Raw genomic sequence first — 24,860 nt, 5'->3', positions numbered from 1 at the left:
ATAAGTTAACAATCCCGAAGGCCTCCTTCGCTCACTTCGCCTCGGGAACGCGGACCACGGAAGCGTACCACTGGACGAACTTCCTCAAACCCTCGTCGATAGAGGTCATCGGCTCGAAGCCTATCGTCCGCCGGGCCAGTGCAGTATCGGCCAGGGTATGCTCAGCATCCCCCATCTGCTTCTCCGCGTACAAAATCTCGGACCGGCTTCCGGTCAACGCCTTGAGCTTTTTTGCCAGATCAGCGATGCTGACGGCGCTCCCCCCGCCGATGTTCAAGACCCCGCCGTCCGCTTCCCCGGTGCGCAGCAATCGGATGTTGGCATCGACGATATCGTCGATGTAGGTGAAGTCCCTCGTCTTCGACCCGTCCCCGAAGATGGTGATCGGCTCGTTCCTGAGCAAGCGGCCGGTGAAGATCGATATAGCCAGGTCCGGCCTCATCCTCGGGCCGTAGACGGTGAAGTACCTCAGCGAGACGGTGGGAAGGCCGTACACCTCGTAGAAGACGCGGCAGTAGTGCTCCGCCGCCAGCTTGGAGACGCCGTACGGCGATACGGGCTGCGTAGGATGCTTCTCGTCGAACGGCAGGTACTGGACCTTGCCATATACGGACGAGGAGGAGGCGTTGATGACCCTTTCCACGCCCGCCTGCAGAGCAGCGCTGAGCACGTTCAAAGTGCCTAGAACGTTGATGCGGTTGGGCTTGAACGGATCGTTGACGGAAACGCGGACCCCGGCCTGGGCGGCCTCGTGGAACACGTAGTCGACGTCGGTATCGATGATCTCCTGGACGAGGTGGGGGTCGGTGATGTCGCCATGGACGAAGGTGATGTTCTTGCTTCTTCGTAGTAGCTCAAGGTTCGCTCTCTTGATCTCGGGCGAGTAGTAATCGTCGAGGTTGTCCACGACCACCACCTTGTGCTCCTTCGCCAATTCCTCGGCGAGGTGGGAGCCGATGAACCCCGCTCCCCCGGTCACGACGATCTTGGACATTGTCGCTCCTTCCTACTGCCAGAGCAGCGTTCACAGGTGGCATCGCCTGCGATATAAGCTCATGTGCCACCAGCTTCGCGGAATGAGCGACCTCAGTTCGTGATGATCCCCTCGAAATAGGAGAGAGTCCTCCGGACCGTGTCATCCCACGAGTATTGAGATCGCACGCGCTCCGTCCCGACCTCACCCAGGCGAGCGGATAATGCGTCGTCGGAGAGTATGCGGGACAGTTGCTCGGCGATCGCTCTCGAGTCCCGCACGGGGACCAGCAGACCCGCCCCGGACACGATGTCGACCAGCTGCGGCAGCGAGGTGCACACCGCCGGCACGCCGCAGGCCATCGCTTCCAGCAAAGCTCTTGGCACTCCCTCCTCGATGCTCGGTAGAACGAACGCGCGCGAGCGCCGGTAGATATCGGGCAGCTCGTCGTTGGGCACGAAGTCATTCATGATGACCGATCCGTTCAAGCCTAACTCCCTCACCCGCTCGGCGATAGCCGCCTTTTCCGGACCCTTCCCGACCATCAGCAGCGAGAGGCGGGGATTGTCTTTTTTCAACTGGGCGAAGGCATCGATCAGGTATCGCACCCCCTTCCCGGGCGTATACCGTCCGATCCACAGCAGCTGTTCGCTCTCCTCGCGAGGTGAAGCGGGACGGAACAGGCCAGTATCGATGCCGTTGTGGATGACCGCGATCTTTTCCTCAGGAATGCCAAGTTCCACCAGACCGGCCTTCTCGACCTCGGTGTAGCAGATGATCCCATCGGCGGAACGGTAGATCCACCTGGCCACGGTCGGCAGGTACAGATCCTGGAACTTGGCGGAGGCGGTCTGGGAGATGAGACCGTGATCGGTGATGACCAGGGGAGTTGAACGGACGTGCCGGAAAGCGGCACACAGTCCCGATGAGAATGATAGATGCGAATGGGCATGAATGATGTCCATCTCACTCCTAAGGTCCACGAGCTTGAGGAAGACCGTCGGCTGGATGGCATTGCCAAGGGGGTTGAACAGCGGCCTGGTGCGGATGATGTGATACCCGTCCCGGTCCTCCGTCGCCGGCCAGCCGCCCATTCTGGACGTCAGGACGGTGACCTTGTTGCCTAGGCTGGCCTGTGCTCTCGAGAGCTCGTGAGCATGGATCTCCGTCCCCCCTACCGCCGACGGGTACAGGCTGTTGACGACCCTCAGGATGTTCATGAACCGATCATTACCCAGTATGGGTTGTCTGCCGGAACATTATCTAATTATCTGCATATGTGCACCCGTCTCACCCAATTCAGGTGTTCGATGGCTTGCATCACTACCAATCGGCCGTGCTTTCCCTGACGTTCCCGATGACGGTGTTAGGAGTTCCAGGAATGGAATCCGCGTATCGACAGCCGACCTCGGTGTTGTTGCTCACCATCGACGAGGTGGTGTACGAGCCGAAGTAGATAGCGCGGTCCATATAGGATATCTGGTTCCCGCTGACGACGTTTCCCTGGCTGAGGTTGGCTGCATCGCTGGTCATTTGCACACCATAGTTGTATCCTCGTTTGGCGTCCTCGATGTGGCAGCCGGTGACGGTGTTGGCATTGCCATTATCGAAGAACACACCGTGGCCGCCGTTGGTCTTGATCGTGCAGCTGTTAACCTTCCAGCCTGAACATCCGGCAGCGTAGATTGCGGCAGAGGAAGAGCCGGTGAAGGTGCAGCCCTCGAAGACCGTGCCCGTAACGGCCTCGGAATCCACTCCCACCCCGGCGTGGTCGATGCTGACGTTGTAATATCGATTATTGCTCGACGCCGGCCACCCGTCGATGTTCCATATGGATATCCCGACGGTGTTCCCGGACCACGAGGTCAACCCGCTGATGGTCGTATCTCGCACGACGTTATCATTTCCCGGCTCCCAGTCGATGCCGGTGAAAGAACAACCAGTAATGGTACAGTGCTCCACCACATTGAACGCCGATGACACGCCCCTGGTCATGTTTCCAGAGCATATCCCGCTGCCGTACTGGTTGCCGTAGCCGATGTTGGCGATCACGCAGTTGCGTATACTATTATACGATGATGCTTGGAACTCTATGCCCTGGCTGTAGGGGAAGTCGTGAACGTACAGGTTCTCCAGCGTGCAATTGGATACTCCAACCGTCATGATGCCGCCGAATTGGGCGTTGGGGAACTTCGCGCCCTGACCGTCCAGCTGCATGTTGCTGACGGTGACGCCGGATAAACTTGAGCCGTCCGCGTTGCTTATGGTCATGAGCGACCGCTCGTTGCTTCCGTCAGCCACCAGCTTGGTGTCGTTGCCGCTGCCGACGAGGCTGCGGTTTACGTTGAAGCCATCCGGGATCGTGTAGGTCCCGGCCTCCAGATGGACCGTCCCTCCCACCGGGGTGCAGGCCAGAGCGTATTGTATGCATTGATAGCCGGTTCCAGAGTACACGACGTTACCGGAGGGGTCCTCTACTCCGCTGACCGTGACCGAGTAGTCATGACCTGAAGGCTGTGGCACCTGGATGGAGAAAGCCCATAGTATAAGGCCACAGGCCAATCCGACCACCAGCAGGGCCACCAGGATCCGGGATGCGGTCTTCATCGCGCACCTCGGTCGATAGATTCCAGGCCGACGTATTTTAAAGAGTGACGTTAAACGAGTTCGTAGTGGCCACCCCCACGACGATGGTCAGACGGGTAAAGGGTGAGGAATGAAAAAGAAAAAAAGAGGAGGCACCAAGCCTCGTTCCAACCTCGATGTTGGTCCGTTGGTCAAGCGGCATCTCAGCTCATTACCACCTTGCCCCGGGATGAGGGGGCATCCTCGAACCCCAGTCCGCTTATTCCTTTGATGCATCGTATCACTGCCTTACGGTCCCGCTGACAGTGTTGGACGCCGGGATCGTATCGGTGTAGCGGCAGCCGACCTCGGTGTTGTTGCTCACCGTCGACGAGGTGGTGTACGAACCGAAGGAGATGGCCCGGCTCATGTAGTATATCTGGTTCCCGCTGACGACGTTCCCCTTGCTCGGATTGGCCGAGTCGCTGGTCATTAGCACGCCGTTCTTGGCCATTCCCCGGCTGGTGTCCTCGATGTGGCAGCCGGTGACGGTGTTGGCATTCCCGTAGTCGAAGTGCACGCCGTGACCGCCGTTGGTCAGGATGGTGCAATCGACGATTTGCCAGTTGGAGCAGGACTTTCCGTAGATGGCCGCGGTCTTGGAGCCGGTGAAGGTGCAGCCCTGGAAGAGAGCGCCGGACACCGACGCCGAGTCCACCCCGACGCCGGAGTGGTCGACCTTGACGTTGTAGAACTTGTTGTTGGTCGACGCCGGCCACCCGTCGAGGCTCCATATGGATATCCCGACAGTGTTGCCGGACCACGAGGTCAGCCCGCTGATGGTGGTGTTCCGAACCGTGTTGTCGTTCCCCGGCTCCCAGTCGATGCCGGTGAAAGAACAACCAGTAATGGTGCATCCCTCAACGAGGTTGAACTCCGACGGTATTCCCTTGATCATGCTGCCCGAGCAAATGCCGCTGCCGTACTGGTTGCCGTAGCCGATGTTGGCGATCACGCAGTTGCGGATGACGTTATGGGAGGACGCCTGGAACTCTATGCCCTGGCTGTACGGGAAGTCGTGAATGTAGAGGTTCGACATCACGCAGTTGGAGACCCGCACGGTCATGATGCCGCCGTATTGGGCGTTGGGGAACTTCGCGCCCTGACCGTCCAGCTGCATGTTGCTGACGGTGACGCCGGACAAGGTGGACCCATCGGTGTTCTGGATGGTCATCAACGACCGCTCGTTGCTTCCGTCAGCCACCAGCTTGGTGTCGTTGCCGTTGCCGACGAGGTTGCGGTTGACATTGAAGGTGCCTCCGATGCTGTAGGTCCCCGGTCCGATGTAGACGGTCCCACCTGCGGGAGTATGGGAAAGCGCATACTGGATGCACTGGGATCCGGTCCCTGAGTACACAACGTTACCGGAGGGGTCCTTGACCGAGCTGACGGTGACCATGTAGTTGTAGCTCGTTGGCGTGGTAGGAGTTGTCGGCGTGGTAGGCGTCGTTGACGTCTGGGCGGTGAAGCTCAGGGTCTGGCTGGAAGCGGCGAAGTTGGCGTTCCCGGCGAAGCTGGCTTTCACAGTGTATGTGCCGGCGGTGGATGGCGTCAGAGCGTAGGAGAAGCTCCCGTCGGCTCCGGTGGTGACGCTGGATGACGTCCCGGCGCTGCCTCCCGGCAGAGTGACCGCAATGCTCACGGCAGCGTTGGCGATCCCCACTCCGCTCGCGCTCTTCAGCGAGCCGGCGATGGTCTTAGCCGCGCCCACCGTTACGGCGTCAGAGCCTGACAGTGAGATCTGCGAGGTCTGCACGGCGCTGCCTGGAGAAGCGGCGCTGAAGGTGACGGTCTTGGTGCAGCCGGAGTAAGCCACGTTCCCTGAGTAGGTCATCTTCAGAGTATAAGTCCCAACCTTCTGGGGCGTGTAGTCGACCGAGAAGGTACCGCCTGACATGGTCGTCGTTCTGGAACCTTGTTTGGGATAGGCGGTCGAGCCATCAGGCAAAGTGATCGACAAACCGACCGTGGCCCAGCTAATCTTGCTAGTGCCGCCGGAGCTGGTGCCCTGCAGAACACAGGACGCGTGGACGTTCTTACCGATATCAACGCTCGAAGAGGTCAGAGCGCAACTGATGCTGGAGGTCCCCTTGTTGCGATAATAGGAGCGTGCATCCACATAGCCTGAGGTATCGACTTTCTGATCTCCCGCGCAAAGAACGAGCAGAGCCGATGCCCCTAGGAGGGCAGCTACGATCGCTAACGCAACGAGCTTCTTCCTCCGCTTATTATTTTTAGATTTATCTATAATTCCTTTAGATCTTATTTTCATGTTTCCCTCATAACGGGTTCGGTTCTCTTCCTATCGGTTTCCGAGCAGATATTCTTAATTAATAAAATCAACAAAAAATATCATACTGGATTCTCATAATAAAAGCACACGAGATGCCCCATTTCCACCTCCAGTAGAAGCAAGGGTTTGTACGTTGATAAATGTTACATTCTGAATATTTAGATTGACATATTGTACGCTATTTTCAGGTCCTCGACGCATAAAAATAATACATACTAATAAAAATATTTGGGCCGAATTTGACTTATTACCCCCCTCTCCGCCCCATTGTCAAAGAGGCACCGTTCCAAGTTGACGGGTCGGTGCTTGAACGGTGACGACTAGCTCCCGCTTCGCTCGACCGTCGAACGAGATAGATAAGAACGGCCATGCTCCGACCCTATTTTAGATAGATACTCGAGTGCAGGCTACTGTAGATATGATTCGACGGGTTGGTGTATGGCCATACCGGGAAGTACTCGTTCCCGTCGAACACCGCATCATGCCTAAGGTTGTAGGGCCCCATCACGATGTAAGAGCCATCGGCTAGGGACGCGTAGCTGTAAGGGAGCCCCGAGGCGGTGGTCGGCCCGTAGCCCCACAGCAGCTCGACCCCGAACTCGTCACCATACCGATACTGGTCGGGGTCGGCGAAGGAATGAAGCCACAGCGCCCCCATGACCTCCGGGTCGGTGTATCGGGGGAAGTCCATGTTCTTGTCTAGCGCCATGTTAGTCGTTTCATCGTTCGCCAGCTCGTAGATAAAGCCTGAGCTGAAGACCAGGAACAGCGCGATGAAGAGCGCGACCACCTTATGCCCATCGACCCTTGAACGGCCTCGTCCCAAGCCGAACAACCATTCGCTGCCGACGACGGCTGCAAGGATCGCGAAGGGAGATAGGATCAGCAAACAGATCTGGTACAAACGAGAGGTGTTCAGCGCGTTCGAGAAGTACGGGACGGTGAGGGCGGCGACCAGGACGACGAAGAACGCTATCGACAGGAAATAGTGGTCGGTGGGTCGTTTCCGGTCCTTCCATACGAACATCACGAGTCCCAGCCCGATGAGGGCCTGGGTCATCAGCTGGACGATCTTGCCCACGTCATGCAGCTTGGTCGACGTCGCACCCAAGAGATAGTCCGCCCCCTGCACCGCGCCCGGCCCTAGAGTGTCGTCGTAGATTGCGGTGATGATCTGGTTGCCTAGATGTACGATCGTATCGAAGGCCGACGAGCTTGACGCGTAGAAGTACCAGAACCACGCGAGCAGGAAGAACAGGAGGACCGTACCGGATCGCAGGAGGAAGATATTGGAGGGTTGCGTCCACATATAGCGAAGGAATCCTCTTCCATCCCTAGCCCCCAAGATATAGCGCCCGACCCTGCTGAGGTTCAGAAGGATGAATGATAGTACCAGGCACAGCAGCACCACGTACGTCGTGCCATAGTGAGATACGACCAGCCCGGCGGCGAATACCGTGAACAGGAAGACCTTTGTCGTCGACCTGAAGTCGGCATCGAAGGAGACCAGGAGCATGAGGGCCAGGAAGAGCTCGGCGATCTGCTGGCGACCCAGCCAGGGCATGTCCAGGTAGAAGGAGAAGTAGGAGATCAGGAGCAGGGCAGCTAGCAACGAAATCCTTGCATCCCACCGGGTCCGAAAGACGAAGAACATGACGACCGGGACGAGCGCAAACACCAGCGGGAAGACGAGCTTGAAGATCGTCAGCAGATCGATGGCGCTTACGATGGACAGCAGCGGTGCCACCATCGTTATGCTCAGCATGGCATTGACGTTGGAATAGAATGACATATCCCAAAAGCCGTTGTCGATGACACTCCGTGAGAAGAAGTACTCCTTATGGACGTCCCATCCCCACAGGTACGATGTCACCAGCGAAGTATGCAGCAGAAGCGCCAGGGAGAGGGCGAAGATGAGGAACGGGTAGGCACGTTCAGGTATCCACCGGCGAGCGCTGCTGAGCAGGATGAGAACCGCCACCGCGAGCAACAGGAGCATCTGCACCAGGTTGTCGCCGTAATCATTGAACAAGGTGACCGCCAGGATGGCTACCGCCGGCAGGGCGATGATCACGGTCAAAGAGATCAGTGCCTCTCTCGTGCTCAGCCGGGCGAAGGAGAACCGTATGGGCGCGTGCCCTGGCCGCGTATACAGTACAAGGCACAGAAGGAGTACGATCGCTACCTGCCCGATGGAGATGGGCACAAGGGTCAACGGTCGCTCAATGCCTAAGATCGGCAGGATCGTGTTCAGTACCAGCCCTTCGGCCATCAGGATGGCGATGCTGAGGCCGAGGGCGAGCAGGGCGGTCTTGATGACTCCATGTTCCTCGGACCTCAGGACGCATAACAGCAGGAGGCCGGGGACGACCAGGAAGCATACCAACCCCAATACCTGCTGCGCCGGCTGGACCCACAATCCCATGGAACCGATGACGATGATGCCGAAGAGCGATAGCTCGAGGGAGAGGACAACCAGAATCAGGGTCCGGACGGGGACGGCCCGGTGCACTGTCGTGTCGCTCCCCGACCCTTTCGCTCCGTTCGACATGGCATATTCGATGGCAGGGTGGGATTGAAAAAACCTTTTAACACCGAGGAGGCGCTCAGCGGTTATCTCCGCTTCTTACTGAAAGGTCGCGGTAGATGTCCGTGGTCCTCCTGGCGATCTCCGTCCAGGAAAGCTCCGATCTCATCATCCGGTAGGCGTTCTCGCCCATTCGCTTCCTCCGCTCCTCATCGTCCAGGAGGGCGGTGATCGCAGACGCCAAGCCCCTGGCGTCGGCCGGCGGAACGATCACCCCCGTGGCGCCGTCGTCCACGACCTCTGGTATGGACCCCACGTCCGTCGCCACCACCGGCTTCCGGAAGGAGTAGGCGATGGGGATCACCCCCGACTGGGTGACCTCCAGGTACGGGAGCACCACCAGCTTCGCTCGCTGGAAGAACGACGGCACCTCTTGGTCGGCGATGTAGCGGTTGTGAACCTCCAGGTTGGTCTGCCGGCGCAGAAGATCGTCATATTTGCTCAGGTCCCCGCTGCCGGCGATGATGAGCTTGACGTCAGGATATCGTTTACCTACCTCCACCATAGCCTCGAGCAGGAACTCCAGGCCTTTGTACTCCTCGATACGGCCGAAGAACAGGATCGCTTCCTCTTCCGCCACGGGGGTGGCGAAATCGAGGAAGAAGGAGTAGTCACCATGGGGGAGGGAGACGCACTTATCGCCGAGGCCGAGACGCTCCTTGGCGTTGTTGCCGTGGACGATGACTCGGTCAGCTAGAGCGATATGCTGCTTCAACCCCCATCGCTTGTCGAACCCCCGGGTCCCCGGATGGGGACTGACGTCATGGACTGTGAGGACGATGGGGACGTCCTCGAACAAGGGGAGCAGGAAACCGCTCCATAGGTTGAAGTTATTGCAATGGATGATGTCTGGCTGCTCCTCCCGCACGCACCTAACGAAATCGAGCATCCTGGTGAAGATGATGATGTCGGTGAAGATGTCCGGGATCACGTTCCCTAGGTGCATCCCGATGGTCTTCACTCGATCCGAGTAGACGGCACGGTCGAACCCCAGAGGTCCGATCACGGTTACCTCCTCGCTCTTCGCTAGACTGTTAGCCAGCTGCGAGATGTAGTGATTGAGGCCCCCCGAGGCGTTGAAGGTCAGGATGACGATCTTCATTGATCACCTGCGGCCCCGACGTTCCCGTGGTCGTCCTTCGCCAACTCCAGGTACCTCCGGGCGATGATATCCCAGTCGAGGTTGGCCTCGACATACGAACGGCCGTTGCCGCCATGTTCGCCATCCTGGTGCCTCAGATATCCGACGATGGCGTCGGCACAGCCCCGAGCGTCCTGGAAGTCGACCATCAGACCCCCCTCCGCCTTCCTGACCACGTCGATGCTGGGGATGTCGGAAACGATGCACGGCAGCCCCGAAGCCATGGCCTCCAGCACCGTCAGCGGCTGGCCCTCGTAGATGGAGGCCATGACATAGTAGTCGGAGCTGGCATAGATGGAGGGCAGCTCGCCATCAGGCACCCGCCCCAGGAAGATGACGTTCTCCATATCATTATGGCGGACGAACTCGATCGCCTGGTCCAGAAGCTCTCCCGTCCCCACGATTAGGAGCCGTGCCTCCTCCAGTTCTTTCTGCACCTCATTGAACACGTGCAGCAGGCTGAGGGGCATCTTCTGGGGGGTCAGCCTCCCTACCGAGAGAAATATCGGAGCGTCTGGGGGAATGTTCAGCCGGGCCCGGAGAGCATCGGAACGGTGGCGGGGCGAGAATCGTTCGGTATCTACTCCGTTCGGTATGATGGGGTGCTTCTCAATCCCCAGATGGGTCAGCTCGCCGGCCACCGAGCAGCTGATGGTCGAGAACATGGTTCCGGGAGCGCGGTCCAGCTTGTTCCAACAGTAGCGCTCGATCTGCATCTTCGAAACGTAGTATGAATGGAGCAGCAAGGGGTGGCCTTTCCTCTCCACATGCCCGTACGAGGTCGTGTGGATCGTTGCCAACGAATCGCGGAACGGGCTGGCCCGGACGAACATTGGATTATGGAGCCACACGAGGTCATAGTCGCCTCCCTGACGATCGAAACGGGAGCGCACCTTCTCCCAGAACGGCATGATGCCGGCGTACCCGCAGTTGCGCAGGGACTCGATGGGTATGTCCGGCCCGGAGGGCGAACATACGGTGCACCGTGCTCCCTGCTTCTTCCACTGCTCCGTGACGCTGTGAGCCACGTTGGCGATGCCGGATCCGTGAGGGAAGAACTCAGAAGCGCAGACCAGTATGTTCAATGGACGATAACCCCCTCTCATTAAGATTGAACCTGCTTCTATTTGTGCGTGCCTTGAGAACAAGCCCGGTCTGATGCTTCCTGGCCGAGGTGGCCTCGAGTCTCTTCGAGATGATGATCTCTAGCGAGCCGTCCAAATCAGGAAAGGACGCGCTTAAAATCAGAGGACTAACTGAGCATCAGAAGGATTATGTTGACCACGAAGGCCAGCAGCAGAGGTACGAGCGCCAGGTTCACCCATCTCATCAACCGCGGGGAGCACTGATGGGATTGGAGAATCAGCTCCCGGGAGAAGAGCAATATGATCAGCGTGGCCACGATCAAAGCACCTCCAATCCCGGGGACGAGAGCCGATGGCACATTGAACCCGTCGATCGAGACGGCCATGGACATGCTCGACAGCATATTGTGTTAAGATTATAGCCAGCCGTATTTAGCCTGTTCCCACGGCGCAGACATTGAGCCAGGGGGTTTGATGCGGACTCGAGGTTGAGATGAATGTGGGCCCCCCGAGGGCCGTCACGACCGCCAACCATCAATTTATAAATAGAGAAAGCTCCCGTTTTTGGACATGGCCAGCATAAGGCCGATTAAACCATCAAGGGATATGATCGTCAGAGGGGGAATCATCGTCAAAGAGAGCCGCAGGATGAGGCGGGTGGTCGTTACTGGCGGGGCGGGGTTCATCGGCTCGGCAGTCGTCCGCCACTTGGTACGACAGCCGGAACATACTGTATTGAACCTTGACAAGCTGACCTACGCAGGAAACCTGGACTCGCTCAGCGAGGTGGAGGACAGCCCTCGCTACCGCTTCAAGCAGGCGGACATATGCGAGGCCATCGAGATAAGCGACATCTTCGAACGATATCGGCCGGATACCATTATACATCTGGCCGCCGAAACGCACGTCGACCGCTCCATCGACGGCCCCGGGGCGTTCATCAGGACCAATATCCTGGGCACCTATACCTTATTGGAAGCGGCGCGTAGATACTGGGAAGATCTGCCCAGGAGCGAGCAGCGTCAATTCCTCTTCCATCACGTATCGACCGACGAGGTCTACGGAGACCTCGGGGACGCCGGAGGAAGTTTCACTGAGGCCAGCCCCTACGCTCCGAGCTCTCCCTATTCTGCGAGCAAGGCAAGCTCCGATCACCTGGTACGGGCGTGGTTCCGGACCTACGGGCTGCCCACCATAGTGACCAACTGCACCAACAATTACGGCCCGTACCAGTTCCCGGAGAAGTTCGTTCCGCTGATGATCCTCAACGCGCTGGATGGCCAGCCTCTGCCGATCTACGGCCAGGGTGACCAGATCCGGGACTGGCTCTACGTGGAGGATCATGTCCGTGCCCTCTGCCTGGTGGCCGCCGGGGGAGAAACGGGCGAGACCTATAACATCGGCGGACGAAGCGAGAGAAGGAACATCGAGGTAGTGCAGTTCATCTGCGAGCTGCTCGACGAACTCGTCCCCAAGAAGCCGGGCAACATCGAACGATTCAGCGACCTCATCACCTTCGTGCAGGACCGCCCCGGTCACGACCGCCGCTATGCCATCGACCCCTCGAAGGTGCGGGCTGAGCTTGGCTGGATTCCGAGCGAAACGTTCGAGACGGGTATGCGCAAGACCGTCGAATGGTACCTGGCAAACCGGACCTGGTGCCGGCGGGTTCAGGACGGTTCCTACCAGAGGCAGAGGCTGGGCGTGTTGGCATGAAGGGCATCATTCTCGCCGGGGGCAGCGGGACGCGGCTCTACCCCGTCACCAGGGGGTTGTCCAAGCACTTGCTGCCGATATATGATAAACCGATGATCTATTACCCGCTGTCGGTGCTGATGCTGGCCGGCATCAGGGACATATTGATCATCACCACTCCCGAGGACAAGGATAACTATGATCGGCTGCTGGGAAACGGCCAGCGATTCGGCATCGAATTGACTTATGACGTCCAACCCAGCCCTGACGGCCTGGCCCAGGCCTTCATCATCGGCGAGAAGTTCATCGGCGATGACCGCGTGTGCCTCATCCTGGGGGACAACATCTTCTACGGTCCGGACCTGACGCCAAGGCTCAGGAAGGCATTCGACCGGGAGTCCGGGGCCACGGTGTTCGGCTATTTCGTCAAGAACCCGGAGAGCTTTGGGGTCATCGAGTTCGATCAGAACCTGAAGGCAGTCTCGATAGAGGAAAAACCATCGCGACCCAGGTCGAACTACGCCGTAACCGGACTGTACTTCTACGACAACGATGTCATAGATATCGCAAAAAGAGTGAAACCCTCGAACCGGGGGGAGCTGGAGATCACGAGCGTCAACCAGGCCTACCTGGACAGGGGCGATCTCAACGTCGAGCTCCTTGGGCGGGGCTTCGCATGGTTGGACACGGGAACCCACGACAGCCTGCTGGACGCCGCCCAGTTCGTGGAGACCATCGAGAGGCGGCAGGGCTACAAGATCGCCTGCCTGGAGGAGATTGCGTGGCGCAACGGTTGGATGACCTCGGAGCGGGTTAAGGAGTTGGCCCAGCCGGGGGTCAAGAACGACTATGGGCGGTATCTCTGTGAGCTGCTGGAATCGGAGACGAGGAAGCATATATGATCCCCGTCACCCGGCCCTACCTGCCGGACAAGGACAAATATCTCGGATACGTCGAGCGGTGCTATCAGAGCAACCAGCTCACCAACAATGGCCCTTTGGTGCAGGAGCTGAAGGCCCGCCTGGAGGAATACCTGGGCGTCCGCTACCTGCTCCTCGTGGCCAATGGCACCCTGGCCCTGCAGATAGCGTACCAGGCTCTGGGCGTTACTGGGAAGGCCATAACCACTCCGTTCACTTATGTGGCCACCAGCAGCTCGCTGAGGTGGGAGGGCATCTCGCCCATCTACGCCGACATTGACGCGGGAACGCTGAACCTCAGCCCCGATAAGGCCCGCAAGGCGGTGGAGCCCAAGGTTACGGCCCTGGTGCCGGTCCATGTATACGGGAACCCTTGTGATGTAGAAGCCTTCGAACAGATGGCCGACGATCATGATCTGAGCGTGATCTACGACGCCGCCCACGCCTTTGGCGTTCGATTGAAGGATAGAAGCGTCCTTCGATGTGGGGACGCCTCCGTCCTCAGCTTCCATGCGACGAAGGTGTTCCATACCATTGAAGGGGGAGCGGTCGTGTTCAAGAGAGAGGAAGATTACGAGATGGCATGCAGGCTGATCAACTTCGGCTTTGATGGGGATCGAATCGTCGATGTCGGCATCAACGCCAAGATGAGCGAGCTGCACGCCGCCATGGGGCTGACTATGCTGGACGAGATGGATGCCCTCCTTGAGAAGCGCAGGGAAGTACACGAACGCTACGAGGACGCGCTGTCTGGGCGCTTCGAGGTGCCCCGTTGGAACGAGGCCGCCACGCGTAACTACGCTTACTATCCGGTGCTCCTACCCTCGGAGCACGATCTCGAGGTAACGCAGCGCCGCCTGAATGAGGCGGGCATCTTCCCCCGGCGGTACTTCTATCCTTCCCTGGACACCGTGGGATACATGCCCCCTGGTGGAGAGGCCCCCGTCTCCAGGGACAGGGCCTGCAGGGTTCTCTGTTTGCCCATATATCCAACCCTCGCCCCTGAAAGCCAGGAAAAGGTCATATCGATGATGGTCCAGTAAAAAAATGTGAACGGCCACATTCATGAAGCGGACATCGGAGCCGATGGTAGGTCGATGAGAGGTTCCGATTATTACCTGATCAGCACTGAGGACAGGGAAGAGTGGTTAGAGATTATCGAGCGGGCCGAGCAACTGGACATCGCCTTCCACCCCGATTACCTTAGAAGCTTGGAGTGCCTGGACCAGGAGAAAAGCGCGTTCGGAGGCCGGGGACGGCTGTTCGTCTATGACTCCGGGGAAGGAACGGCAATATGCCCGTTCATGCTCAAATCCCTCTCCGGTCTCGATCCGAGGTGGAGGGGAGACGACATCTCCTCACCTTATGGTTACTCGGGGCCGGTGTGGATCTCCCCTCGGCGGTTGGACCGCCCGATATGCGAGGGGTTTCGCAATGCATTCGACGACTTCTGCACCGACCAAGGCATCGTGACCGAATTCTACAGACCCAATCCATTCCTCCAACGTTGCGATTCGGGCGGCGATGGAACCATGATCGATCATGGCCCCATGGTGTACATCGACCTCGTTCAGGACATGGAGACGATACACCGGGACTTCAAAAAGAATTGCCGTCAGTCTATTAACAAGGCGACGAGATCCGGAGTAACAATCCGCGCCTCGCCCAAGGACGGGGCGGACATCAGGGAGTTCACTAAGATTTATGATGAGACGATGAAGCGGAGCCAGGCTGAAACGGACTACTATTTCCCTGAGGAATTCTACCGTCGCCTGGCAGCAATGGAGGAATCCACGCTGCTGTTGGCGGAGCACGAGGGCCAGGTCGTCTCCGCGCTCTGGCTCCTTGCATACGGTAACAGTGCACATGCCTTCCTCGGCGGAACGAACGTCGAGGGACGGAACCTAAACGCCTTCTATCTGATATTGGCCGAGGCGATCAGCAGGTCCAAGCTATCCGGGTGGAGGGTGTTCTGCTTCGGCGGAGGCCATGGCCACCGGGACGGGGTCCTCGATTTCAAGCTGTCATTCTCACGGACCACGGCGCCGTTCAGGACTTTCAGGAAGGTCCATGACCTCGCTATGTACGAGGATGTCTGCACGGCCACCGGGGTTTCGAGCGACCTGGATCAATATTTCCCTCCGTACCGGGGCGTCGGCCGATGATGCGAACGCGGCAAAGGCTGGATGACCGACCTAGCCTGCAACTCGTCTATGGTTGGCGATGGATGCGCCTGTCGGCCGGACAGACACCACGGGACGTCCAATAAGCGCCCTGACAGCAGACCCGTAGTCTAAATACGAAGTAACTCCGACGTCTCACCGTTCTATGCCCGACGACCTCAAGTCCAACGTGCTCTCGTCGCTCTTCTGGAAGTTCCTAGAAGGGGGAGGGGTGACCGGGATCCAGTTCGTCGTGCAGATCATCCTTGCGCGCCTGCTACTTCCCGAGGATTTTGGTATCATCGCCCTCATCATAGTCTTCATCTCCATATCCCAGGCATTCGTACAGAGCGGCCTGGGGACAGCCCTCGTCCAAAAGAAGGAGGTCACCGACGAGGACCTCTCCTCGGTGCTGTTCTTGTCGCTGGGGATCGCCCTCGTGTTCTACTGCATCCTATTCGTGGCTGCCCCCTTCATCGCGTCGTTCTACCACCAGCCGATCATCGCTCCGGTCCTCCGGGTCCTGGGCCTCACCCTCTTCTTCGCCGCCGTAAACTCAATCCAGAAGGCGGTCGTGGCCAGGAACTTCCAGTTCCGGAGGCTGTTCATCAGCAGCCTCGGCGCGGTCCTCCTGTCGGGAGCGATCGGGATCGCCATGGCCTACGGGGGGTTTCAGGTGTGGGCACTGGTGGGGCAGCAGCTGACCTCGATGGTGGCGCTGTGCGTCATCATGTGGTTCACCGTAAGGTGGAGACCACACCTGCTCTTTTCCCTCCCCCGGGTCAAGGGGCTGTTCTCCTACGGGTGGAAGCTTCTGGCATCGAGTCTGATGGACGTGACATGCAACAACGTCTATCCCCTGGTCATCGGGAAGATCTATCCACCGAACGTACTGGGGTACTTCGTTCAGGGCCAGGTGATCCCGAAAACGCTGATAGAGAACGTCGACACCTCGATCCAGGCGGTCATGCTCCCCGCCTACTGCAAGAAACAGGACGATCGGCCCCAGTTGAAACAGATGATGCGCAGGGCCATGGTCACCAGCTCGTTCATCGTATTTCCGGCGATGGTCGGTCTGGCTGCCGTAGCCAAACCCCTGGTCGTTCTTATCCTGACGGACAAATGGCTTCCCAGCGTCCTCTTCCTGCAGATATTCTGCGCGGTATACGCCCTTTGGCCCATCCACACAGCCAACCTTCAAGCCATCAACGCCATCGGCCGGAGTGATATCTTCCTCAAGCTGGATGTCGTCAAGAGGACGGTCGACCTGGGCATCCTCGCGGTGTCCATCCTTTTCGGCATCTACGCCATAGCCCTGGGGATGGTGTTGAGCGGGGTGATCGCCACCTTCATCAACGCCTATCCGAACAGGAAGCTGCTCGACTACAGCTTCACCGAGCAATGGCGGGACATCGTTCCGTCCCTCGTCCTCTCTCTGGTCATGGGTGGGCTCGTGTACAGCGTTCTGTTCCTGGGCCTTTCCACCTGGGTGACGCTCATCTCGCAGATCGCGATCGGTCTGGTAACGTACCTGGGGCTCGCCTGGGCACTGAAATTGGATTCCCTGATGTATGCCGTGGGGGTGGTGAGTGAGTACTTCTCGAAGCTCAAAGAGCCATGCTGAGGTGGTTTTGTGCTTGGCGCTCCATCGATGAGCATGCCCTGACGGTTCGCCACAACTCATTTCATATCACGGGAGAAGGGCTATAATGAACGATATGGCAGACCCGGATGCGCCGATGGTGAGCGTGTGCGTTATCGCGTACAATCACGAGAGATACATCCGCCAGTGCCTGGACGGCATACTCATGCAAGAGGTGGACTTCCCCTACGAGGTGCTGGTCCACGATGACGCGTCCACGGACGGAACCGCTGACATCATCCGTGAGTACGAGGCGAGGCATCAGGGGATCGTCAAGCCGATATACCAATCGGAGAACCAGTACTCGCGGGGCAGGGACGTCGACAGGTTCAATTTTGATCGTGCACGTGGGAAGTATCTCGCCTACTGCGAAGGCGATGATTATTGGACCGATTCCCAGAAGCTAAGCCGTCAGGTCAGATTCCTGGAGGCCAATCCGGATTTCGCCGGTACGCTGCACCGAGTCTCGGCCATCGATGGACATGGAGAGAGGATCGAGATCCCCCGGTACACCGCCGTCGAGGAGCACGAGTACACCATCGAGGAGTATCCGAAGAACCTCATTCCTGGTCAATCGGCCTCGTACGTCATCCGCAACGTGTTCTTGACCATGAGTCCCCAGCTCAGGGACGAGTTCTACTCCTGCAAGGTCAACGGCGACGTCATACTGCCCCTCCTCCTGGTGCTGATGGGCAAGGTATACTGCTTCTCGGAGGCCATGGCTACCTACCGGTACATTGTATCCGGCGGCAAGAGCTGGAGCGCACAAACGCACGGTGAGAATCTAGCATATCGTCAGTTCCGGGAGCGGTTGGCGCTGCAGCGGTTCGCGCGCGAGGGGTTCAATCATTCGCTGCCGCAATCCATACTCTACGACGCGGCGATAACGGCGAGCGTGGCGGCAGTAAGCAAACCGAGCGTGTCGAACTCCAAGATCTTGCTTTCGATCGTCAGGGAGATGCCGGACAAGCGCTCGATGATCCCTTACCTCATGGTCAACATGCCGCATCGCGCGGTCGAGCTGCTTAGATCGCGCACCAGGCAACCGTGAGGTTGGCATCCACGAACGGCCGAGCTGCAGCCATGCTCGCAGGCCTATCAGGCCCGCGGCAGGGTGAAGACAAAGGTCGAGCCGCTCTTTCCATCCGATTCTACCCAGATGCGGCCACCGTGGCGTTCGACGATCTTCTTGGCGATCGCCAGCCCTATACCGGTCCCGGGGTACTCGTCCCTGGTGTGCAGCCGCTGGAACATCCTGAACAGCTTCTCAGCATACTTGGGGTCGACGCCTATGCCGTTGTCCCGGACGCTGAAAAGCCATTCCCCCTCCCGGCCGACCGCGGTCACCTCGACCTCCGTTTTCCGGTCGCCGCGGAACTTAATGGCGTTGTTGAGCAGATTTGTCATCAACTGCCTCATCTGGACTTCGTCGGCGAGCACCGTCGGCAGCGGGTCGATCCTCACCTCCGCGCTGGCCTCGGCGATGGCGATCCTCAGCTCGCTCTTCACCCCAGCGGCGACCCGGTTCATGTCCACTGGACGGAACTTGCGTTCCCTCGTCTCCACCCGAGAATACTCCAGCAGGTCGTTCACCAGCTGCCTCATCCGATCCGCGCCGTCCATGGCGATGCTGACGTACTCCTTCGCCTCAGGCTCAAGCCCGCTCCCATGCCTCTTCTTCAGCAGCGATAGGTAGATGGACACCATCCGCAGCGGCTCCTGGAGGTCGTGCGACGCGATATAGGCGAATTGCTGCAGCTCGGCGTTGGATCGGCGGAGCTCGTTGGCGCTCCGCATGAGTTCCCTCTCCGCCTCGACCCGGGCGGTGTTGTCGAGCACCAGGGAGAGCACGGAGATAGTTTTTCCATCCCCGACCACGAGCATCGAGTGATACCAGGTGCACTCGATCACCCTGCCGCCCTTGGTGAGGTTGCGATTTGAGGTGACGATCTTGTCGCTCGTCCGGCGGGCGAGCTGGGCCATAGTTTCCTCGACGATGGGAAGGTCCTCGGGATAGGTGAGATCAAGGTCCGTGATCATCCTTCCGACCGCTTCCTCAGCGGTCCAGCCGAACATTCTCTCCGCCTCACCGGCCCACCGGGTGACCACAAAGTCGGCATCCCACTCGATGACCGCCAGCGGTGAGTTGTCGAAGTGCAGCCGCAAGTGCTCTTCGCTCTCCTGCAATGCCTGCTCCTCTCGCTTGCGGTCGGTGATGTCTCTGATGATCCCGGCCACCGCGGTCGGGCGGCCTTTCTCATCGCAGATCAGCCTGCGGCGGTCGCTCAGCCACCGGTATTCTCCACCCTTCACCCTCCAGCGGTACTCCGCCATCTCGCCGATGTCCTTCCCTGCCAAGACCGCTTGATTGCTAACCGCCATCCTTTCCCTGTCCTCAGGATGGGTCTTCTCGTTCAACTCCTCGCCGGGCATCTCCTTCAGCTCTTCTTCGGAGTAGCCAGTGACCTCCGCCATGGCCGGACTCATGAAGACTAATCGGGCAGTATGAACGTCGAACATGTAGATGCCATCGCGGGAGCTCTCGACAACGGTCCGCAAGCGCTCCTCGCTCTCCCGCAGCCTCTCCCTGACCGCCCGCTGCTCGGTGACGTCATGACCGACCACGAACGCACCCACGAGCCGGTCGTCCTTGTAGATGGGTTTAAGATGGAAGTCGATCCACAACTTCCGGCCGTCCTTGGTATGGATGCTGTACTCGACCTCCTCGCTCATCTCGACCCCGGCGAGCCGCTTGGCGATCCCTTCCATGAAGCGTCCCATGCTCTCATCGTCGATGAAGTCGAACGCGTTCATCGAGAGCAGTTCCTCCTCGGAGTAGCCACTGATCCTGGTCACCGCCTCGTTGACGTTCCTGAAGCGCATGGTGCGGAAGTCGAATTCGAAGATGGCGGATGGAGCATACTGAACCAGGTGGCGATGGCGCTCCTCGCTCTTTTTCAATGCCCTCTCGGCCGCCTTCCGGTCGCTGATATCCTGGATGGAGATTACCACCTCCATGACCTCCCCTCGCTCGTCCTTCAACACCTTGGTACGGAGGTCTACGGGGTACTCTCCCCTGCACCGGTGACAAAGGGCCCCTTCACCGCTGTAATAGCCCTTCCGGATAGCCTCGTTGAACACGACCTCGTTGGAACTACCCGGCACCTGGACCCTCAACAGCCCGGCCGGGTGCCGGCCGATGGCCTCGAGCGCCGTCCACCCCAGCATCCACTCGGCCATCTCGTTCCAATAGATCACCCGAAAATCCCGATCCAGGGCGATTATGGCGTCATGGGCGTTTGCCAGTAGGTGGGCCTGGAAGGCCATTGCCTCCTCGGCCATCCTGTGCGCGGTCACGTCGGAGAACACCGCCATCGCGCCCTGGTAACGGCCGTCATCGTCATAGATGGACGACGTGGATGCGGATAGCCACACCGCCTTGCCGTCCTTGCGACGAGCGCGGACCTCATAGCGCTGCGTCTCGGCCTGGCCATTGATCCCCGGTATGCCGTTGAACCCTTGCCTATCCGCAGGAAAGAGGAAGTCCGTGGGCGGGTGGCCGAGCATCTCCTCCGGAGCGTAACCGAGGATGGCCGCTCCCCGCTCGTTAATGTAGTCGATCCGGCCGGCTGCATCCAACGTCCAGATGCCCTCGTTGGCTAATTCCACGATATGCTCGAACTTACTCGACGACATTTCCCCACATCGACTCCATCGGCCACCACCGATGATATCGGACTATTAAATAAGCATTCTAAGAACTAATATTTGTACGTCGATCGTAAGGGTTAGAACGAATATATGGCCAGGTCCCGTCTAATGTTACACGTCGGCGATGGAGCCCGTGCTGGCCGGGGCGAGGGCGGTTCGAGGATGCGCCAATCGATGCTACTACACAGTGAGGATGATGGCTGTGGAGGATTCAGCTCAGCTCTTTCCACTGTGGTCGCTTCGAGGCCCCGGCATCCTCGAAGACCGCCCTGAGCCGATCTGTGACCAATCCATGGTCTCCTCGATCCCCTCGTAGCCTGCCAAGCTCGGTACTCCATTGATCCAGGTTCGCGGGCTCACGCCAGGATCTTGGGGATATCGGCTGTATGAATGCTCTGGCGCGCCACCTGGGGCTCCTCGGCCAATAGGTCCGACAGGGAATCGACGACCTGAGGATAGATATCCTTCTCGGCCCGGACCATGGCCTGCTCGTCCTCCCAGACGGAGACCACCGTCATCCGGTCGGGATTGCTTGCGGACAGGAACGACATGAATCCGCGGTAACCGTCCTGGTTTTTGATCTGGTCCAGGTGCCCATCGATCCTGCTGGCCGCTTCATCTCTCGTCCCGGGCTTGAGCTTCCACCAAACGATCCTTGCGACAGTCATATTGATCGACGTTGGGACACAAGGGCCTGATTAACTAGTCTTCCCAAGCAAAATGCACCTTCCTTTATATCGTGCATGTGAAATCGGCCTGCCTATAGGGCAGGATGGCCAAATTCAGCATAGGGGCCGCCCTCGTTGGCCATTTAAGCGGACGGCGATGCTCCGCCGGCTCGGGCGTGATGGGAAACGCAAGACCGCCATGCATGCGCCAGGATCGCGATCGTACGGCGGACCCTCGTGAAGAAAGTTCTTGATTTTCGATGTTCTGATTGCATCGCATTAATATAGCAATGACCTTGCCTGGCACCATGAGCGAGCATGTATGGACCGAGTCCGGCCTGATCTGCACCCGTTGCGAGAGGAGGGTGACAAGAAGGACCTGGCCCAACGGCATCCTGATGATGAAGTGCGATTGCATTAAGAAGGTGGGCCATGGCGACATCCTTCCCGCACGGTCATGGATAGACAAGGAATGCCGGGATGACGTTCGAGTGAGGAACGGAGCGCTGGTAAGCTCCTACGCCGCCGCCTACTTCGATTGATCGTAGCAAGTCGGCAGCTCTCGACCGCGAGGACGGTCTTTGCCGGAGCGTCCAGGAAGCTCGATTATTGCTGCCTGGACCCTCAGCCTCCGGCGCAGTAGTTCTTCTGCCATTGGGCCACCATATCGCGGCGTTCTATTGCTCACAGGTCCCTACGCCCACAGCCTCCTGGCGTCATGGGAACCCGCATCGTACGATAGGTTGTTTGAACGGGTCGGCTCGTTCCTAAGTCCGCCGATCATTGATGCTCCGCCCGAACCGCTCTGCCGTCATGCGAACGGTGCTCGAGATCATAGCTTCCCAGGTTCGCCGAACCGGACCACGAACCACTTAACCAGCTTGTCCGCTCGAAGGTTAGAAAGGAATTCGTCGGCGGAGTGTCGACGAAGGTAGTAGAACACGCCCAACCCGCCGATGAGGCCGGAGAGCAGGTTGGTGACGATGTCGTTGGCCGTGTCCCCGAGGCTGTGCTGCATGCCCACCTGGGTCAGGGAATCGGCGCTGAACTCCACGATCTCCCACAGCGCCTCCAGCGTCAGGATGGCGATGGGGACGAGGAAGATGTACCAGATCGGCGGGATGTAGATGGATTCGGTGCGCTGGTCCAGCAGCAGCATCTCGATGGCCACCAGCGACGCTATCACCACGCCGGACACCAGGTGAGTGATCTTGTCCCACCAGAAGGTCGTGTCGTACCAGTTGGTCACCAAACCCAGATTGTGCAGGGCGAAGGCAAGCCCGATGCTCATCACTATGGGCCACGGCAGCTGGATGATGTTCTTCGACGAGAGCAGGATGGGGACTGCCATCAGCAGGATGGAGAAAAAGGCGGTGAACGCCCAGTAGCTCACCCCCTCTCCGATGCTTATGACGAGCATCACGGCCAGGAAGAACTCGAAGATGGCAGTGATCCACACGACCTGCTTCAATCGCCCGCCCCCTCTTCGAGCCTGGCCCCGCTCTTGGTGAGGTTGGTGCGGGCCAGAGCGTAGAACGCTATGGTGAGGAACAAGCCGACGATGGTGGCTAGGGCGACATACACCATGAGGTCGTTATTGCTGCCGATGATTGTGGTGCCGAGCCACAGGTCGGAGTAGTAGAACACCACCGCCTGCATCGCCACCAAGGACGTGTACAGCATGAACGCGACCTGCATCGCGAACTTCAGGTTAAGTTCCATCCCACTGACTGAGTTGATGAAGGCGACGGTGACGATGGTGAGGGCGAAGAGGGCGGTGGTTGAGAGCATGAGGTACCAGATCGAGTTCAGAGGTAGGATCCCCGAAGCCTCTGACCCATCCATGAAGCTCAGGAGAAAGGGAGGCAGGACGAGGAGGATAAGGAAACCGATGGAGGACCGCTCACGATCCCGGTAGCGGATGAACGGAACGGTGATGAGGGTGAAGGACCACACTGCCACCACGGTCCAGTATATATCGCGTTTGACGATGCACAGCACCGCCCCCAGCGCCAGGACGATCGCAGCGATCATTGAGACTCCATTTATTGGATCGATCCTCATTCTTCCTGACATCCGGTCCATTCCTCCCTCGCGCAAACACTCTCGACGTCGGTGACCGCTGACCGCGGTTCGACCTGGTCAATATGGAAGCAGGTAAGAATATGTAAATATCTGTTATCTTGCGTGCAAAGGATGCTAGAAGAGCCGTAAATTGAGCTTTCCTGATGTTCGACCCCGGAGCCTTGGACCTCTCGGGCCCATTATCGACAACCACTTTGATCGATAAGTTACTCTAGCCTGCTTAGGCGGTCGGCGCCCGCGACGGAGTCGGGGATGTTTAGCCCATATCGCCTTATCAACCCTGGCCAACCTCCGTGAGGGGTGTTGGAAATCTAATTATAGATGGGGATTCAGAACAAAATCGGAGGGTGGTATGCCCACCATGGGAGTTATCGGCTGCACTGTACTCTCTAATGAGCTTACCTATCTCGTGGCCAGGGACCCTGACGTCCACACCGTGGTGGTGGTCGACAACGATGAGGGGAGGAAGCTCCTGATCAAGCTGCGTCGGGCGCGGGCGTGCGAAAGTCTGGAGCCGATCATGGTCGACCGTCTCGGCTCTCGCTGGTACGATGACGACGAGCTCCTGATCTGGGTGAACCCGTCGGACATGCACAACAGCCAGGAGAGGATGAGGAACACCATGACCGCGGAGATCATGCTTATGTCCGAGTCGGTCGACTGCATCCTCCTCCTATACGGCCAGTGCCGCTGCCAGACCCTGGATATCGCCGCTCTGGAGGAGGAAACGGAGGTGCCGATCCTTTACCTGGTGGACCACAACAACGTGGTTGTCGATGACTGCATCTCGGCCATCATGGGCAGCAGCGAGAGGTACCTCAGGACGATGATGGAGTTCAAGGGGGCGTTCTTCATCACTCCCGGGTACGTCGACGGTTATACGCCCAAGATGGAGAGCGACGATCTGGTGGGGCTGATGGACGAGATCGAGCGCATGACCATTGCCTTTGAGGCCATGGGCAACCCCTCCCTCATCAAACTGGACAACCAGATAGAGGGCGGGAAGGAGTATCATGACATGATCGACATGTTCGCCCGGACCTTTGGCCTGGAGGTGCACACCATCCCCTGCGATCTGAGCGTGTTCGATGACTCCTACGACTGGGCCAAGAATGTCATGAGGGCGAGGACCAGGGGAAAAGAACCCGTTGTCATAGTATCTAATGAGATGGCCGCTATTCCTCCACCGCCATATCGCATGTGGGAGGAGCTCGATCGGTGACGCCGGGAGCGTCCTGAGCCTGGCCGCGGCCACTCTTTTTACTTCCGTTGT

Annotated in this window: 21 protein-coding genes; 9 read left to right on the top strand and 12 right to left on the bottom strand. The window is 58.7% G+C overall.

What is annotated here, in order from left to right; translation table 11 throughout:
* Positions 1-31: 31 nt before the first annotated feature.
* The 8 genes from SA339_03970 to SA339_03935 all read right to left on the bottom strand — a co-directional run bounded on the left by SA339_03970 (position 32) and on the right by SA339_03935 (position 11,096).
* On the bottom strand, positions 32-994 hold the full coding sequence (locus SA339_03970) for an SDR family oxidoreductase (GenBank protein ID MDW5562361.1): 963 nt from the start codon (positions 992-994) through the stop codon (positions 32-34).
* 92 nt (positions 995-1,086) lie between these two features.
* Positions 1,087-2,193, bottom strand: a complete 1,107-nt coding sequence (locus SA339_03965) for a glycosyltransferase family 4 protein (GenBank protein ID MDW5562360.1) — start codon at positions 2,191-2,193, stop codon at positions 1,087-1,089.
* A gap of 103 nt (positions 2,194-2,296) precedes the next feature.
* Positions 2,297-3,580: a right-handed parallel beta-helix repeat-containing protein gene (locus SA339_03960; protein ID MDW5562359.1), complete on the bottom strand. Its 1,284-nt coding sequence runs from the start codon at positions 3,578-3,580 to the stop codon at positions 2,297-2,299.
* Positions 3,581-3,839: 259 nt separating this feature from the next.
* On the bottom strand, positions 3,840-5,870 hold the full coding sequence (locus SA339_03955; GenBank protein ID MDW5562358.1) for a right-handed parallel beta-helix repeat-containing protein: 2,031 nt from the start codon (positions 5,868-5,870) through the stop codon (positions 3,840-3,842).
* 400 nt (positions 5,871-6,270) lie between these two features.
* Positions 6,271-8,442, bottom strand: a complete 2,172-nt coding sequence (locus tag SA339_03950) for a DUF2206 domain-containing protein (protein ID MDW5562357.1) — start codon at positions 8,440-8,442, stop codon at positions 6,271-6,273.
* Between the two features lie 55 nt (positions 8,443-8,497).
* Complete coding sequence (locus tag SA339_03945) at positions 8,498-9,580, bottom strand: glycosyltransferase family 4 protein (GenBank protein MDW5562356.1); 1,083 nt, start codon at positions 9,578-9,580, stop codon at positions 8,498-8,500.
* Positions 9,577-10,704: a glycosyltransferase family 4 protein gene (locus SA339_03940; protein ID MDW5562355.1), complete on the bottom strand. Its 1,128-nt coding sequence runs from the start codon at positions 10,702-10,704 to the stop codon at positions 9,577-9,579. The genes SA339_03945 and SA339_03940 overlap by 4 nt, the downstream gene beginning before the upstream one ends.
* A 167-nt stretch (positions 10,705-10,871) precedes the next feature.
* Complete coding sequence (locus SA339_03935) at positions 10,872-11,096, bottom strand: hypothetical protein (GenBank protein ID MDW5562354.1); 225 nt, start codon at positions 11,094-11,096, stop codon at positions 10,872-10,874.
* Between the two features lie 178 nt (positions 11,097-11,274).
* Here SA339_03935 and rfbB point away from each other — a divergent pair, with 178 nt between their 5' ends.
* From rfbB to SA339_03905, 6 genes are all read left to right on the top strand, one after another.
* On the top strand, positions 11,275-12,420 hold the full coding sequence (gene rfbB, locus SA339_03930; protein ID MDW5562353.1) for a dTDP-glucose 4,6-dehydratase: 1,146 nt from the start codon (positions 11,275-11,277) through the stop codon (positions 12,418-12,420).
* Positions 12,417-13,301 (top strand): glucose-1-phosphate thymidylyltransferase RfbA, encoded by an 885-nt coding sequence (rfbA, locus tag SA339_03925; protein ID MDW5562352.1) that lies wholly within the window; start codon positions 12,417-12,419, stop codon positions 13,299-13,301. The genes rfbB and rfbA overlap by 4 nt, the downstream gene beginning before the upstream one ends.
* A complete protein-coding gene (locus tag SA339_03920) occupies positions 13,298-14,362 on the top strand; it encodes a DegT/DnrJ/EryC1/StrS family aminotransferase (protein ID MDW5562351.1) in 1,065 nt (354 codons plus the stop codon). The genes rfbA and SA339_03920 overlap by 4 nt, the downstream gene beginning before the upstream one ends.
* A 54-nt stretch (positions 14,363-14,416) precedes the next feature.
* Positions 14,417-15,484, top strand: coding sequence for a GNAT family N-acetyltransferase (locus tag SA339_03915; GenBank protein MDW5562350.1), 1,068 nt, complete (start codon positions 14,417-14,419; stop codon positions 15,482-15,484).
* A gap of 163 nt (positions 15,485-15,647) precedes the next feature.
* A complete protein-coding gene (locus tag SA339_03910; GenBank protein MDW5562349.1) occupies positions 15,648-17,105 on the top strand; it encodes a lipopolysaccharide biosynthesis protein in 1,458 nt (485 codons plus the stop codon).
* 94 nt (positions 17,106-17,199) lie between these two features.
* A complete protein-coding gene (locus tag SA339_03905; GenBank protein MDW5562348.1) occupies positions 17,200-18,174 on the top strand; it encodes a glycosyltransferase in 975 nt (324 codons plus the stop codon).
* A 47-nt stretch (positions 18,175-18,221) separates the two neighbouring features.
* On the opposite strand, the gene SA339_03900 is transcribed toward SA339_03905, so the two are convergent.
* The gene (locus tag SA339_03900) at positions 18,222-20,819 is read right to left on the bottom strand and encodes a PAS domain S-box protein (protein ID MDW5562347.1); all 2,598 of its coding nucleotides are present in this window, start codon (positions 20,817-20,819) and stop codon (positions 18,222-18,224) included.
* A gap of 139 nt (positions 20,820-20,958) precedes the next feature.
* On the opposite strand from SA339_03900, the gene SA339_03895 reads away from it, so the two are divergent.
* On the top strand, positions 20,959-21,150 hold the full coding sequence (locus SA339_03895; protein ID MDW5562346.1) for a hypothetical protein: 192 nt from the start codon (positions 20,959-20,961) through the stop codon (positions 21,148-21,150).
* A gap of 40 nt (positions 21,151-21,190) precedes the next feature.
* On the opposite strand, the gene SA339_03890 is transcribed toward SA339_03895, so the two are convergent.
* Complete coding sequence (locus SA339_03890) at positions 21,191-21,502, bottom strand: antibiotic biosynthesis monooxygenase family protein (GenBank protein ID MDW5562345.1); 312 nt, start codon at positions 21,500-21,502, stop codon at positions 21,191-21,193.
* Between the two features lie 308 nt (positions 21,503-21,810).
* On the opposite strand from SA339_03890, the gene SA339_03885 reads away from it, so the two are divergent.
* The gene (locus SA339_03885) at positions 21,811-22,044 is read left to right on the top strand and encodes a hypothetical protein (protein ID MDW5562344.1); all 234 of its coding nucleotides are present in this window, start codon (positions 21,811-21,813) and stop codon (positions 22,042-22,044) included.
* A gap of 290 nt (positions 22,045-22,334) precedes the next feature.
* Here the strand turns inward: SA339_03885 and SA339_03880 are convergent, their stop codons facing one another.
* Together SA339_03880 and SA339_03875 are read right to left on the bottom strand one after the other, a co-directional pair.
* Positions 22,335-22,973, bottom strand: coding sequence for a hypothetical protein (locus SA339_03880; GenBank protein ID MDW5562343.1), 639 nt, complete (start codon positions 22,971-22,973; stop codon positions 22,335-22,337).
* Positions 22,970-23,578 (bottom strand): hypothetical protein, encoded by a 609-nt coding sequence (locus tag SA339_03875; GenBank protein MDW5562342.1) that lies wholly within the window; start codon positions 23,576-23,578, stop codon positions 22,970-22,972. The genes SA339_03880 and SA339_03875 overlap by 4 nt, the downstream gene beginning before the upstream one ends.
* 361 nt (positions 23,579-23,939) lie before the next feature.
* Between SA339_03875 and SA339_03870 the strand changes: the two genes are divergently transcribed.
* The gene (locus tag SA339_03870) at positions 23,940-24,809 is read left to right on the top strand and encodes a DUF1638 domain-containing protein (GenBank protein MDW5562341.1); all 870 of its coding nucleotides are present in this window, start codon (positions 23,940-23,942) and stop codon (positions 24,807-24,809) included.
* Positions 24,810-24,860: the final 51 nt, after the last annotated feature.

It is taken from the genome of Methanomassiliicoccus sp. (genome assembly GCA_033485155.1).
Lineage (GTDB): Archaea > Thermoplasmatota > Thermoplasmata > Methanomassiliicoccales > Methanomassiliicoccaceae > UBA6.
Note: the sequence above shows the minus strand (reverse complement) of the source record. Positions and strands in the feature narration are given on the sequence as shown.

Coding starts and splice junctions, on each gene's coding strand:
- SA339_03970 (MDW5562361.1), bottom strand. CDS start 994: ATGTCCAAGATCGTCGTGACCGGGGGAGCGGGGTTCATCGGCTCCCAC.
- SA339_03965 (MDW5562360.1), bottom strand. CDS start 2,193: ATGAACATCCTGAGGGTCGTCAACAGCCTGTACCCGTCGGCGGTAGGG.
- SA339_03960 (MDW5562359.1), bottom strand. CDS start 3,580: ATGAAGACCGCATCCCGGATCCTGGTGGCCCTGCTGGTGGTCGGATTG.
- SA339_03955 (MDW5562358.1), bottom strand. CDS start 5,870: ATGAAAATAAGATCTAAAGGAATTATAGATAAATCTAAAAATAATAAG.
- SA339_03950 (MDW5562357.1), bottom strand. CDS start 8,442: ATGTCGAACGGAGCGAAAGGGTCGGGGAGCGACACGACAGTGCACCGG.
- SA339_03945 (MDW5562356.1), bottom strand. CDS start 9,580: ATGAAGATCGTCATCCTGACCTTCAACGCCTCGGGGGGCCTCAATCAC.
- SA339_03935 (MDW5562354.1), bottom strand. CDS start 11,096: ATGTCCATGGCCGTCTCGATCGACGGGTTCAATGTGCCATCGGCTCTC.
- rfbB (MDW5562353.1), top strand. CDS start 11,275: ATGGCCAGCATAAGGCCGATTAAACCATCAAGGGATATGATCGTCAGA.
- rfbA (MDW5562352.1), top strand. CDS start 12,417: ATGAAGGGCATCATTCTCGCCGGGGGCAGCGGGACGCGGCTCTACCCC.
- SA339_03920 (MDW5562351.1), top strand. CDS start 13,298: ATGATCCCCGTCACCCGGCCCTACCTGCCGGACAAGGACAAATATCTC.
- SA339_03915 (MDW5562350.1), top strand. CDS start 14,417: ATGAGAGGTTCCGATTATTACCTGATCAGCACTGAGGACAGGGAAGAG.
- SA339_03910 (MDW5562349.1), top strand. CDS start 15,648: ATGCCCGACGACCTCAAGTCCAACGTGCTCTCGTCGCTCTTCTGGAAG.
- SA339_03905 (MDW5562348.1), top strand. CDS start 17,200: ATGGCAGACCCGGATGCGCCGATGGTGAGCGTGTGCGTTATCGCGTAC.
- SA339_03900 (MDW5562347.1), bottom strand. CDS start 20,819: ATGTCGTCGAGTAAGTTCGAGCATATCGTGGAATTAGCCAACGAGGGC.
- SA339_03895 (MDW5562346.1), top strand. CDS start 20,959: ATGGAGCCCGTGCTGGCCGGGGCGAGGGCGGTTCGAGGATGCGCCAAT.
- SA339_03890 (MDW5562345.1), bottom strand. CDS start 21,502: ATGACTGTCGCAAGGATCGTTTGGTGGAAGCTCAAGCCCGGGACGAGA.
- SA339_03885 (MDW5562344.1), top strand. CDS start 21,811: ATGAGCGAGCATGTATGGACCGAGTCCGGCCTGATCTGCACCCGTTGC.
- SA339_03875 (MDW5562342.1), bottom strand. CDS start 23,578: ATGTCAGGAAGAATGAGGATCGATCCAATAAATGGAGTCTCAATGATC.
- SA339_03870 (MDW5562341.1), top strand. CDS start 23,940: ATGCCCACCATGGGAGTTATCGGCTGCACTGTACTCTCTAATGAGCTT.